The organism is Pantoea sp. C8B4, assembly GCF_051336905.1.
Lineage (GTDB): Bacteria > Pseudomonadota > Gammaproteobacteria > Enterobacterales > Enterobacteriaceae > Pantoea > Pantoea rwandensis_B.
This window is the reverse complement of sequence record NZ_JBGMNK010000003.1, coordinates 280,293-293,434: the sequence shown is the minus strand read 5'-3', so window position 1 is coordinate 293,434 and position 13,142 is coordinate 280,293. Positions and strand designations below refer to the sequence as shown.

Sequence of the window (13,142 nt, the reverse complement as noted above, 5' to 3'; positions counted from 1 at the left end):
TTATCTGTACCAAAGCGCACCCTATAACGCTGTGGAAGCAGAATGACTCAGGTAGATGATTACGACCTTAAGATATTGACACTATTACAATCTAACGGCCGCCTTACCAATCAGGAACTCAGTGATTTAGTCGGTCTTTCGGCGTCTCAATGTTCACGCCGCCGCATCAATCTTGAACAGGCAAACCTCATCCTCGGCTATCACGCACGGCTCTCGCCGGACGCGGTGGGTCTTGGCATGGTGGGCTTGATTGAAGTGCGTTTAAAGAATCACACGCCAGATTATGAAGAGAGTTTCCATCGCATGGTGGCAGAGGAGGACGCGATTGTTGATGCCTTCAAAACCACCGGTGATGCTGATTATCTGCTGAAAGTGGCCGTGGCTGATTTAGCCTCGCTGAGTGCGTTGATCAGTCAACTGGTGGCTGGCCATCAGAGTGTGGCCCATGTGAAAACCTCCGTGGTGTTGAGCCGTTTAAAAGAGAACGGCTTGATGATTATCCCCGAGCACAAAACGCGCCAAAAAAGTGCATGATGTGCTAATCTGGTGCAATTAACGCACAGTAAATGCAAATAACGCGCACTAGAAAACAGATTTGTGCATGAATCAACGGTTAAAGTTTGGGTTGATGCACAAAAACCTGCAATAAAAGCGCCTTAGATATCAATTGGATAATCGCTGGCACCCCATAGGTGGCGACTTAACGCCGCCTATGTGGTGCGTTTTTTGCATTTGAACCGCATCAATTGCACTGAGATGACTCCATGGATAACGTTGTTCAACCCACTAAAATTCCTCATTCACGTATTGAAGATGCGCTGGCGATAGTGCTCGGCACCTTAATGGTTTCCTTTGGCGTGATGATGCTGAAACAGGCGGGCGCACTGACTGGCAGCACTGCAGGTATCGCGTTTTTAATCAGCTATCTGACGCACCTCTCTTTTGGTACCGCATTTTTCCTGATTAACCTGCCGTTTTACTGGCTGGCAGTGCGCCGCATGGGCTGGGAATTCACGGTTAAAACGTTCTGCGCAGTGGGGCTGGTTTCACTGTTCACGCACTTGCATCCGATGTTCATCCATTTTTCTGCGCTAAATCCGTTTTATGCGACATTGTTCGGTAACGTGGTGATGGGGATTGGGTTTATAGTGTTGTTTCGTCACAAAGCCAGCCTCGGCGGTATCAACATTTTGGCGCTCTGGCTGCAGGACCGTATCGGTCTGCGTGCCGGCAAACTGCAAATGGCGGTGGATACCTGCGTGGTACTCGCATCCCTGTTCGTGGTGTCGCTGCCGATACTTTTGGCCTCTATCGCGGGCGCGGTGATCCTTAATCTCATCATCGCTATGAATCATCGTCCCGGCCGCTACATGGTTTGATGACGCCTTTTTACCGACTATTTATGACCAATCATGGAGATCTGCACCGTGTTTCAAAACGTTGATGCTTATGCTGGCGATCCAATTCTGTCGCTGATGGAAACCTTCAAACAGGACCCACGTGACAATAAAGTGAATCTGAGCATTGGCCTCTATTACAACGAGGCGGGTATCATTCCTCAGTTGCAAGCCGTGGCTGCGGCAGAAGAACGCCTGCAGGCGCAGCCGCATCAGGCGTCGCTTTACCTGCCGATGGAAGGCCTGGGCCCATACCGTAATGCGATTGCACCGCTGCTGTTTGGCAAAGAACACCCGATGCTGAAGGCCGGTCGCATTGCTTCCATCCAGACGCTGGGTGGCTCCGGTGCACTGAAAGTCGGGGCGGATTTCCTCAAGCGTTACTTCCCGCACTCAAATGTCTGGGTGAGCGATCCGACCTGGGAGAACCACATCGCGATTTTCAACGGTGCTGGTTTCGACGCACAGACTTATCCGTGGTACGACGAAGAGACCAACGGCGTGAAGTTTGATGCGTTTATTGCCAAGCTGAAAACGCTGCCGAAGCAATCTATCGTGCTGTTGCACCCATGCTGCCACAATCCTACTGGCGCGGATCTGACGAACGCGCAGTGGGATGAAACCACCGAAGTATTGAAAGCGCAGGAACTGATTCCGTTCCTCGATATCGCTTATCAGGGCTTTGGTGCGGGCATGGAGCAGGATGCTTATGCGATTCGCGCGATTGCTGCTGCGGGCTTGCCGGCTCTGGTCAGCAACTCATTCTCGAAAATCTTCTCGTTGTATGGCGAGCGTGTTGGTGGCCTCTCCATCGTATGCGAGAACGCAGAAGAGTCTGCACGCGTGCTGGGTCAGCTGAAAGCGACCGTCCGTCGCAACTACTCCAGCCCACCAAACTTTGGCGCGCAGGTGGTTTCTTGCGTACTGAACGATGAGGCGCTGCTGAACAATTGGCTGGCCGAGGTGGAAGCCATGCGCCTGCGCATCATCGAAATGCGCCAGACGCTGGTCAACGTATTGAGCACCAAGCTGCCGGGCAAAAACTTCGATTACCTGCTGAAGCAGCGCGGCATGTTCAGTTACACCGGTTTAAGCGCGCAGCAGGTTGATCGCCTGCGTGATGAGTTCGGCGTATATCTGATCGCCAGCGGCCGTATGTGTGTGGCTGGCCTCAACAGCCGCAACGTTAATCAGGTGGCCGAGGCCTTTGCTGCCGTGATGTAACGCACTTCGCAGCACGAGAAAACCGCCATGCCTCCGGGCTGGCGGTTTTTTTATGTGCGTTATCTGGTGCCACCGCCTTTACCTTTGGCTGACTTGCTGCACACTTAAACGGTGTCATGACGTCTGTAATGAAGCCGATGGCAGGCGTTATCGGGCCTCAAATCGGCCTCTACCAAGGAGAATACCGCATGAACATTTCGGATCTCCTCACCTACTGCATGAGCAAATCGGGTGCGGAGCAGAGCTATAAAAATGAATGGGATGCCACACAGGTAAAAAGCGAAGGCGTACTGTTTGCCATGGTGCATGAGGTGAAAGGGCGTCCGGCGCTATCGTTGAAAACCTCGCCTGCGCTGGCTGATTTATTGCGCGAAGAGCACAGTGATGTATTCCCGAGCGAGCATCTCAATAAGTCGCACTGGAGCACGCTGTGGCTGGATGGATCTCTAAAGGATTCGCAGATTTATTATCTGGTGGAGGCTTCCTGGCAACAGGCTGACGCCACGCGCGCGGCGGGCGTCAGCCATGATGAAGACTCGCGCTAATTAAGCCGCTGACTCTTCTCTCAGGGTGTTGATATCAATCACGAAGCGGTATTTCACGTCGCTTTTCAGCATACGTTCATAGGCTTCGTTAATCTGGTTCATGGCGATCAGTTCGATATCGGAAGTGATACCGTGCTTGCCACAGAAATCCAGCATCTCCTGGGTCTCAGCAATACCACCGATCAGTGAACCGGCGATGCTGCGACGTTTGAAGATCAGGTTAAACACCTGTGGGGCCGGGTGATCGTGCTCTGGCGCGCCCACCAACGTCATATTGCCATCCAGCTTCAACAGGGTGATGAACGGGTTGAGATCGTGTTGAGCCGCAACGGTATTCAAGATGAAATCAAAGCTGTTGGCATGCTGCGCCATTTGATCGGCATCTTTCGAAATGACGACTTCATCAGCACCAAGGCGCTTACCGTCTTCAATTTTCGAAGGTGAAGTAGTGAATAACACCACATGCGCGCCCATCGCATGCGCGATTTTCACGCCCATATGACCGAGGCCACCCAAACCAACGATGCCCACTTTCTTACCTGGGCCAACGTTCCAGTGACGCAGCGGGGAATAGGTGGTGATACCCGCACACAGCAGCGGCGCCACGCCGGCCAGATCGAGATTTTCCGGCACGCGCAGCACATAGTTCTCATCCACGACCATCGCTGTGGAGTACCCGCCGTAAGTGATGGCGCCGGTTTCACGGTCTTCACCGTTATAGGTGCCCACAAAGCCGTTTTCGCAATATTGCTCCAATCCTCTCTGGCAGCTTGGACAGCTGCGGCAGGAATCAACTAAACAACCGACACCGACCAGGTCGCCCACTTTGTATTTGTGGGTGTGTGCGCCTACGGCAGTGACGCGACCAACGATTTCATGGCCTGGCACCACCGGGAAAATGGTGTTTTTCCATTCGTTGCGCGCCTGGTGTAGGTCAGAGTGGCAAACGCCACAGTACAACACTTCAATCTGCACATCATGAGCGCGAAGCTCGCGCGGCTTATAGTCGAACGGGGCGAGCTTGGATTTCGCGTCCTGTGCGGCATAGGCATGCGTAATATTCATGGTGTCTCCAATCGGGTGTGTCGTGAGTGTATTGCGGGATCCCGTTCAGCGATCTGAAGGGACAAAGGCGTAACGAGCTACGCCAAAAAGGAACTGTGTAAGGATAGTCAGCGAGATGAGATGCGTATATGCCTGAAGTTGTCTGATTCTTGCCTGTTTCTGCATTTTGCTGCGGAATCTGACAGCCAGATAACAGGCTCGAGTAATTGCAATATTAAGCTGTTAAACTCGCGTGAGTCGCGCCTGCGCACTGAAAGAAATGAGAAGGCCCGCAGTGCGGGCCTTCAATTTTACTTCTTCTTCAGCATCGGCTTGAGGAAGCGTGCAGTGTGGGATTTTTCACACTCTGCCACGGTTTCTGGCGTGCCTGAAATCAGAATTTCGCCGCCGCCGCTGCCGCCTTCCGGACCCAAATCGACAATCCAGTCAGCCGTTTTGATCACGTCGAGGTTATGCTCAATCACCACGATGGTATTGCCCTGATCGCGCAACTGATGCAGCACTTCCAGCAACTGCTGAATATCAGCAAAGTGCAGACCCGTGGTTGGCTCATCAAGGATATAGAGTGTTTGCCCGGTGCCACGTTTCGACAGCTCGCGCGCCAGTTTTACACGTTGCGCTTCACCGCCTGACAGCGTGGTTGCAGACTGACCGAGGCGAATATAAGACAGGCCCACGTCGATCAGCGTTTGCAGTTTACGCGCCAGCGCGGGTACGGCATCAAAGAACTCACGCGCTTCTTCGATGGTCATATCCAGCACTTCGTGAATCCCTTTGCCTTTGTATTTAATCTCCAGCGTTTCACGGTTATAGCGTTTGCCTTTGCATTGATCGCAAGGCACATACACATCCGGCAGGAAGTGCATTTCGACTTTAATTACGCCATCGCCCTGGCAGGCTTCGCAACGTCCGCCGCGCACGTTAAAGCTGAAGCGCCCTGGATTGTAGCCACGGGAACGTGCTTCAGGTACACCGGCAAACAGTTCACGTACCGGGGTGAAAATACCAGTGTAAGTGGCCGGGTTTGAGCGCGGCGTGCGGCCGATGGGACTCTGGTCGATATCGATGACTTTATCGAAATGCTCCAGACCCGCGATCTCGCGATAGGGAGCTACCTCCGTGGTGGTCGCCCCGTTCAACTGCCGCTGTGCAATCGGGAACAGCGTGTCGTTGATTAACGTAGACTTACCGGAACCCGAAACGCCGGTGATACAGGTGAACAGGCCAACCGGAATCGTCAGCGTGACATCCTTCAGGTTGTTACCGCGTGCGCCGGTGAGTTTCAGCACTTTCGCCGGGTCGCCTTTCACGCGCTGTTGCGGAATGGCAATTTCGCGTTTGCCGCTCAGGTATTGCCCGGTCAGCGAAGCTTCGTTAGCCATAATGGCATTCACATCACCCTCAGCCACGACCTGGCCACCGTGCACGCCTGCGCCAGGACCAATATCAATTACATGGTCAGCGGCGCGAATCGCATCTTCATCGTGCTCGACCACAATCACGGTGTTGCCGAGGTCGCGCAGGTGAATCAAGGTGCCCAGCAGACGTTCGTTATCGCGCTGATGCAGACCAATTGAGGGCTCATCAAGCACATACATCACGCCCACCAGACCCGCACCGATCTGGCTTGCCAGACGAATACGCTGCGCTTCGCCGCCAGAGAGCGTTTCTGCGGAACGCGACATCGACAGATAATTCAACCCGACGTTAACCAGGAAGCTCAGACGATCGCCGATCTCTTTCAGGATTTTTTCGGCGATCTGCGCGCGCTGTCCGCTCAGTTTCAGATTGCGGAAAAAGTCGGTGGCATGGCCGATGCTCATCTCAGAGATGGTCGGCAGGTTGGTATTCTCAACAAATACATGGCGTGCTTCACGGCGCAGGCGTGTGCCTTCGCAGCTGGTGCAGGAGCGATTGCTGATGAATTTCGCCAGCTCTTCACGCACCGCATTGGATTCCGTCTCTTTATAACGGCGTTCCATGTTGTGCAGCACACCTTCAAACGGATGGCGACGCACCGAAGTGTCACCGCGATCGTTGATGTATTTGAATTCGATATTCTCTTTGCCGGAACCGTACAGAATCACTTCGCGCGCTTTGTCGCTCAGGCTGTTAAACGGCGCTTCGACATCGAAATCCAGATGCTCTGCCAGCGAACGCAACATCTGGAAGTAATAGAAGTTGCGGCGATCCCAACCACGAATCGCACCGCCAGCCAGTGATAGCTCAGGGTTTTGCACCACGCGATCGGGATCGAAATACTGCTGCACGCCCAGACCATCGCAGGTTGGGCAGGCACCAGCAGGGTTGTTGAACGAGAACAGGCGCGGTTCCAGCTCACTCATGCTGTAGCCACAAATCGGGCAGGCAAAGTTGGCGGAGAACAGCAGCTCCTCGGCCTCGCTGTCATCCATATCGGCGACGATGGCGGTACCACCACTCAGCGCCAACGTGGTTTCAAAGGATTCTGCTAAGCGCGTCGCCAGGTCATCGCGCACGCGGAAGCGGTCCACGACGACTTCAATGGTGTGCTTTTTCTGCAGTTCCAGCTTGGGTGGATCTGACAGATCACAGACTTCGCCATCAATACGGGCTCGGATGTAGCCTTGCGCCGCAAGGTTTTCCAGTGTTTTGGTGTGCTCGCCTTTGCGATCTTTCACCACGGGTGCCAGCAGCATCAGACGACGGCCTTCTTCCTGTGCCATCACCTGATCCACCATCTGGCTCACGGTCTGTGCCGCCAGCGGAACATCGTGATCCGGGCAGCGTGGTTCACCCACACGGGCAAATAGCAGACGCAGATAGTCATGGATTTCAGTAATCGTGCCGACCGTCGAGCGCGGGTTATGCGATGTGGATTTCTGCTCAATAGAAATGGCGGGCGAGAGACCTTCAATATGGTCCACGTCCGGTTTCTCCATTAATGAAAGAAACTGGCGCGCATAGGCCGAGAGCGATTCAACATAGCGACGCTGACCTTCGGCATACAACGTATCAAACGCCAGCGAAGACTTACCGGAACCCGACAGACCGGTGACCACAATCAGCTTATCGCGAGGGATGATCAGGTTGATATTCTTCAAATTATGGGTGCGAGCACCGCGGACTTCGATCTTATCCATTCACCTTTCCCGGATTGAACAACACTCGCCATGCCTTGCCAGCACGACCAGCAGAAACGCGTTAGTATGGCACAAAAAATAAACTGAATAAATATCCAGTGCTTTTGCTATTCTGTGTGCCAAATAAAAATTGCGAGCCTGCTCTGAAGTGGGCACCGTCATTGTGACGTGATACAATTTTTGGCTTAGACTTTTAGCATCAACTCATCGGGAGACAGCAACATGGCCAGTCGTGGCGTAAACAAAGTGATTCTTGTCGGGAATCTGGGTCAGGATCCGGAAGTGCGCTACATGCCAAATGGTGGCGCGGTAGCCAACATTACGCTGGCCACGTCGGAAAGCTGGCGCGACAAGCAAACCGGTGAAAACAAAGAGATTACTGAATGGCACCGTGTTGTGCTGTTCGGCAAACTGGCTGAAGTGGCGGGTGAATACCTGCGTAAAGGCTCTCAGGTTTACATCGAAGGCCAGCTGCGTACCCGTAAATGGCAGGATCAAAGCGGCCAGGAAAAATACACCACCGAAGTGGTTGTTAACGTTGGCGGCACCATGCAGATGCTCGGTGGACGTCAGCAGGGCGCGAACGCAGGTGGCGCACCGATGGGCGGCCAGGGCGGCGGCAATAACAACGGCTGGGGCCAGCCACAGCAACCTCAGCAGCAGCCTCAGGGCGGCAACCAGTTCAGCGGCGGCGCACAACAGCGTCCGCAGCAGCAGAGCGCACCGGCGAACAACGAACCGCCAATGGACTTTGACGACGACATTCCGTTCTAAGACCACGCGCACGCATAATTACACGCTAAGGCCTCGTTTTACGGGGCTTTTTTGTATCTGACTCTCAGGTTTCTCAATCAAAAGAAGGGACGCATTTCCCATCAAGGAGTGATAATGAAACAGCAACAGGCAGAAGCATTATTAAAAGTCGCACTGGCAAATGATCATGCCCAGTTTCGTCGTGGGCAGTGGGAAGCGATAGATGCACTAGTGAATAAACAGCAGAAATTATTGGTGGTGCAGCGGACTGGCTGGGGTAAAAGCTCCGTCTATTTCATCAGCGCCAAAATTTTTCGCGATCGCGGTATGGGCCCAACCATTATCGTTTCACCGCTACTGGCGCTGATGCGTAACCAAATTGAGTCTGCCCGTCGATTAGGCATTGTGGCTGAAACCCTCAATTCTTCGAACAGCAGTGACTGGCAGTCGGTGACACAGCGCGTTCTGGATAATCAGGTCGATTGTTTACTCATCTCTCCAGAACGTCTCGCCAATGATCAATTTATCGAAACCGTACTGCAGCCGATTGCCAACCGCATCGCGCTCATGGTGATTGACGAAGCGCACTGTATCTCTGATTGGGGGCACGATTTCCGTCCCGATTATCGCCGTATCGTCAGCATTCTAAGGCAATTACCCGCAAACACGCCGGTGCTTGGCACCACCGCTACTGCCAATAATCGTGTTGTTGCAGATATACAGCAACAGATGGGCGACATTGTGATTCAACGCGGTGAGCTGATCCGTAAGAGTCTGGCGCTACAAACACTCATTCTACCGAATCAGGCGTCACGTCTTGCCTGGCTGGCGCAAGTCATTCCGACTCTTGAGGGAACCGGGATCGTCTACACACTTACCGTTCGTGATGCCGAACAGGTAGCGGCCTGGTTACGCACGCAGCACATTGATGCGCGCGCCTATCATGGCAGCGTTGAGGACGCGGGTTTCGACAGCAGCAATGACTATCGCCAACATCTTGAGAACTTGCTGCTGACTAACCAATTGAAAGTCCTGGTGGCGACCACCGCACTGGGAATGGGATATGACAAACCTGATTTGAGTTTTGTGCTGCACTATCAGGCGCCTGCTTCGATTGTCGCTTACTACCAACAGGTAGGACGCGCGGGTCGTGGCATCGATCATGCGGTTGGCGTGCTGATGTCTGGGGGGGAAGATCGTGATATTCATCAGTTCTTCCGGCAGTCAGCTTTTCCGGCAGAAGCACAGGTGCATGATATTTTGCAGGTGCTGGAGGAGGGCGATGGTTTGTCGATTCGCGATATCGAGCAGCAAACCAATCTGCGTCAGGGGCAAATTGAAAAAGTACTGAAATTACTGAGCGTTGAAAATCCTGCCCCGGTGATTAAAGTAAAAAGCCAGTGGCGGAGAACGCCGGTTTTCTATCAGTTGGATCGCAAACGTATCGTGCATCTTACGCAGCAGCGCGAACAAGAGTGGCAGGAAGTGCAGGCTTATATCTCACAGCGCGGCTGCCTGATGACGTTTCTGCGATTATCGCTGGATGATGCCGACCCGATATCCTGTGGCAAATGTGCATATTGCCTCGGCCGACCCTTGATTGACCCGAAGGTGGATGCAATGTTGGCTCATCAGGCTGCGACTTTTCTACAGCGCGCCGAAACGGTGCTTTCGCCCAAAATTCAGGTGGCTGCTCAGGCATTTGAAGAATACGGTTTTCGCGGCAATTTACCTGCTACCCTGCGTGCGCAGGAAGGTCGGGTGCTTTCGCGCTGGGGAGATGCCGGGTGGGGATCTCGCGTAGTGGCCGAGAAAGCCGCAGGCCATTTCAGCGATGAACTTGTTTCTGCTCTGGCTGAATTGATTGAACAGCGCTGGCAGCCAGTGCCTGCGCCAAAGTGGGTTTGTTGCGTACCGTCGTTGCGCCAACCTCAACTGGTGGCGGATTTTGCCCGCCGATTGGCACTGCGACTCGACTTACCCTTTATAGATGCACTTCAGAAAGTGAAAGATAACCCTCGACAACGTCTGCAGAATAATCGCTTCCATCAATGTCGTAATCTGGATGGCGCGTTTTCCACCTGCGCTAATCTGCCTGCCACGGCTGTGTTACTGGTAGACGATATTGTCGATTCAGGTTGGACAATGGCAGTGGCTGCCGCCCTGCTTCAGCAGGCGGGTAGCGGCATTGTCTACCCACTGGCGCTGGCAACCTCAACGGTGAAAGAGTCATGAATTTATCTCCTGTTGCACAAGCAACTCTTTTATTAACCAGTGACTTCTCGCGCCAGAGCGAGGATGAGGTGAAGCCGCTAAGTAATGCGGAATGGGGACGATTTGCCCTGTGGTTAAAACAGCAATCCGCTTCACCCGCCGATCTGCTCAGCTCTGGTGCTGATGTCATGTTAGCCGCCTGGGTAGAACCCCATATCACACGCGAGCGAATTGAAACGCTACTCAGTCGTGGGCACAGCCTGGCGTTAGCGATTGAACGTTGGCAGCGCGCGGGGCTTTGGGTGCTAACGCGTTCTGATGCTGATTACCCAAGGCTGCTTAAGCAACAATTGCGCACCAACGCGCCAGCGGTCCTGTTCGGCTGTGGTGATATCGCTCTGTTAAATCAACCCGGTCTTGCGGTAGTAGGATCGAGGAATGCCAGCGAGCTGGATTTAGCGTTCAGTCGTCAGGTTGCGGGAAAAGTGGCCTCTGCGGGGGTAAATCTGATTTCAGGTGGCGCGCGAGGCATCGATGAAGCCGCTATGCTGGGCGCATTGCAACACGACGGAACCGTCGTGGGTGTCCTCAGTGATAGTCTGCTGACCGCTGCGACCAGCGCCAAATGGCGAAAGGGGTTAATGGCGGGTAAATTACTGCTGCTTTCGCCGTTCTATCCTGAAGCGGGCTTTACTGTGGGTAATGCAATGGCGCGCAATCGATACGTTTATTGCCTGGCGAGGAGTGCGCTGGTGGTGCACGCGGGTCACAAGGGCGGGACGCTGGTCGGTGCGGAAGAGAATCTGCGCAAAAAGTGGGTGCCGCTGTGGGTTAAGCCTACCGACGATGTACAGGCCAGCAACGCTGAACTGGTTAAACAGGGGGGGCAATGGTGCGCTGCTCACCCCGATGACATTGATGTTGCGCAATGGATGTCGCCTTCCCGTCATCAGCCCCATCAGCAGGAGGATTTATTGAGCCGTGCAGGGTACAAGATGCCCGACATGACCGCTGTGGTTAATGTGGCTCAGGAACCAGAAGGAATCTGGCATCCATCCGATTTTTATCAAATTTTTCAGGCGCAATTGCCGGCACTGGCCGCCTATCCCGTCACGATCGAGGATCTGGGCTCGCGGACGGGCCTGCATCAGATTCAGCTGACTGAATGGTTGCAGCGCGCGGTGCATGAGGGGCTGATTGAACAGCCGACAGGAACAAACTGTTATCAATGGAAGCGGAAAATATAGCTGCTGTGCGTTTTCCATCATGAAGCCGGACAAATCCGTCCGGCTTCATCACTTCTAATGCGGCCGCCACTCCCGCAAAAGCACCTCAGTATCACGCACTAACACCGGGTTGCCCGGCATAATCAAATCCGCCCAGACTTCATTATGCTGATTGATCTGCTGCTGTGCGGAAACGTAAGTCCGATCGGCCGTGGTATGCGCATCGGCGGCAACGGTGATGTGATAGCCCAGGCTGGCACCCACCTTGATGGTAGTATCGACACAGTAATCGGTCGCACAACCGCAAATTACAAAGCTCTCAATGCCATGTTGATCAAGCTGAGCCGCCAGGTCGGTTTGCCAGAAACTGTCACAGGCGGTCTTGTTAACGTAGATCGCGTTGGCTGGCTGATCCAATTCCGGCACGATTTGCCAGCCTTCGCTGTTCACTTCGAGGCCTGGCTCAACGTGCTGGATAAAAATCACCTGATCGGCCGCTGCCGTCAGTTGATTGATGCGCTGACAACGTCCGTCACGATCAAAACGTGGCGAAGCCAGCACGCCGTTTTGCATATCCACTACCACTACCACCCGATTAGCCATCATCGCCTCCTTTATATAGTGGATGACAGTATCGCGATTGTTACGCATGCAGGTAAAGCAAATCTGTTTTGCATTTCAGCTCGCCGCCGCGCATGCTAATTAGCCTGTTTTTAGGAGGTGTGATGTGAAGGTGGTTCCGGAAATCTTTCCTGATAAGTGCGATCAAGCGCAGTTCCAGCATTTTGCTGAACTGCCGGGTATCGAGCTGTATCAGGCGCACATCTCGCGTTACGCCTTTGAGCCGCATACCCATGAAGCCTTCGGTATCGGCACCATTGAATCGGGTGCACAGCGTTTTCGCTACCGCGGCACGCACTATACGGCACCGCAGCATTCACTGGTGATGATGAACCCTGATGAATTGCACACCGGGGAATCGGCCTGTGATGAGGGCTGGCGTTATCGCATGATCTATATTGATCCGCAGGAGATGGAGCGGCTTACTGGCGATCGTCACTGGTGGTTTAGTGAAGCGCTGCGTACAGACGCCCGTCTGGCACAGCCGTTTTCCCAGCGACTGGCGCAGATGTGGCAGGCCACTAGCGCGCTGGAACGCGAGAGTCTGTTGCTCGAACTGCTGGAGCTATTACGCCCGCTGGCTCATCAGGGAAAATCCCGACCCGAAGAGGGCGCCCATCGCTTTGATGCGGTAAAAACCTATCTGCGTGAAAACCTGGCGGAGCCGATTCGTCTTGATGAGCTGGCCGCCCTGGCGTCGTTGTCGCCGTGGCATTTTCTCCGCAGTTTTAAACACCACTTTCATGTCACGCCACATCAGATGCTGATGGCCTTTCGTCTGTTCGATGCCAAGCAACGTTTGGGGATGGGGGAAAGCGCGGCTTCGGTGGCGGCCGCCGTTGGATTGACCGATCAGGCGCACCTCACGCGCACTTTTGCCCATCGCTATGGCATCACACCAGGACGTTATCAGAAGCAAGTTTTCCCCTCACGTTAACCGCAATCTGCTACAAGCCTTTATTATCCGGTTACGCC

11 protein-coding genes are annotated in these 13,142 nt (G+C 53.9%); 8 read left to right on the top strand and 3 right to left on the bottom strand.

The features are described 5' to 3' along the window. The first annotated feature begins 42 nt into the window (after window positions 1-42). From ACCW76_RS05975 to ACCW76_RS05960, 4 genes are all read left to right on the top strand, one after another. Window positions 43-534, top strand: a complete 492-nt coding sequence (locus ACCW76_RS05975; protein ID WP_034826932.1) for an Lrp/AsnC family transcriptional regulator — start codon at window positions 43-45, stop codon at window positions 532-534. A 230-nt stretch (window positions 535-764) separates the two neighbouring features. Next, window positions 765-1,379 (top strand): YitT family protein, encoded by a 615-nt coding sequence (locus ACCW76_RS05970; RefSeq protein ID WP_038643629.1) that lies wholly within the window; start codon window positions 765-767, stop codon window positions 1,377-1,379. Between the two features lie 48 nt (window positions 1,380-1,427). Next, entirely contained in the window at window positions 1,428-2,621 is a 1,194-nt protein-coding gene (locus ACCW76_RS05965) for an amino acid aminotransferase (RefSeq protein ID WP_436338018.1), read from the top strand. Between the two features lie 188 nt (window positions 2,622-2,809). Continuing rightward, window positions 2,810-3,166 carry an MmcQ/YjbR family DNA-binding protein gene (locus ACCW76_RS05960; RefSeq protein WP_045815792.1) on the top strand — a complete coding sequence of 119 codons (357 nt, stop codon included), beginning with the start codon at window positions 2,810-2,812 and terminating at the stop codon, window positions 3,164-3,166. Here ACCW76_RS05960 and ACCW76_RS05955 read toward each other — a convergent pair whose 3' ends face one another. Next, window positions 3,167-4,231, bottom strand: a complete 1,065-nt coding sequence (locus ACCW76_RS05955; protein ID WP_038643626.1) for an NAD(P)-dependent alcohol dehydrogenase — start codon at window positions 4,229-4,231, stop codon at window positions 3,167-3,169. Window positions 4,232-4,521: 290 nt separating this feature from the next. Next, on the bottom strand, window positions 4,522-7,353 hold the full coding sequence (uvrA, locus tag ACCW76_RS05950; protein WP_436338017.1) for an excinuclease ABC subunit UvrA: 2,832 nt from the start codon (window positions 7,351-7,353) through the stop codon (window positions 4,522-4,524). A gap of 222 nt (window positions 7,354-7,575) precedes the next feature. Here uvrA and ssb1 point away from each other — a divergent pair, with 222 nt between their 5' ends. The 3 genes from ssb1 to ACCW76_RS05935 all read left to right on the top strand — a co-directional run bounded on the left by ssb1 (window position 7,576) and on the right by ACCW76_RS05935 (window position 11,567). After that, window positions 7,576-8,127, top strand: a complete 552-nt coding sequence (gene ssb1, locus ACCW76_RS05945) for a single-stranded DNA-binding protein SSB1 (protein WP_034826920.1) — start codon at window positions 7,576-7,578, stop codon at window positions 8,125-8,127. Between the two features lie 114 nt (window positions 8,128-8,241). After that, window positions 8,242-10,341 carry a RecQ family ATP-dependent DNA helicase gene (locus tag ACCW76_RS05940; protein WP_436338016.1) on the top strand — a complete coding sequence of 700 codons (2,100 nt, stop codon included), beginning with the start codon at window positions 8,242-8,244 and terminating at the stop codon, window positions 10,339-10,341. Further along, window positions 10,338-11,567 carry a DNA-processing protein DprA gene (locus ACCW76_RS05935; protein WP_436338015.1) on the top strand — a complete coding sequence of 410 codons (1,230 nt, stop codon included), beginning with the start codon at window positions 10,338-10,340 and terminating at the stop codon, window positions 11,565-11,567. The genes ACCW76_RS05940 and ACCW76_RS05935 overlap by 4 nt, the downstream gene beginning before the upstream one ends. A gap of 54 nt (window positions 11,568-11,621) precedes the next feature. On the opposite strand, the gene ACCW76_RS05930 is transcribed toward ACCW76_RS05935, so the two are convergent. Continuing rightward, window positions 11,622-12,149 carry an isochorismatase family protein gene (locus ACCW76_RS05930; protein ID WP_045815796.1) on the bottom strand — a complete coding sequence of 176 codons (528 nt, stop codon included), beginning with the start codon at window positions 12,147-12,149 and terminating at the stop codon, window positions 11,622-11,624. Between the two features lie 124 nt (window positions 12,150-12,273). Here ACCW76_RS05930 and ACCW76_RS05925 point away from each other — a divergent pair, with 124 nt between their 5' ends. Continuing rightward, a complete protein-coding gene (locus ACCW76_RS05925; protein ID WP_200680749.1) occupies window positions 12,274-13,104 on the top strand; it encodes an AraC family transcriptional regulator in 831 nt (276 codons plus the stop codon). Window positions 13,105-13,142: the final 38 nt, after the last annotated feature.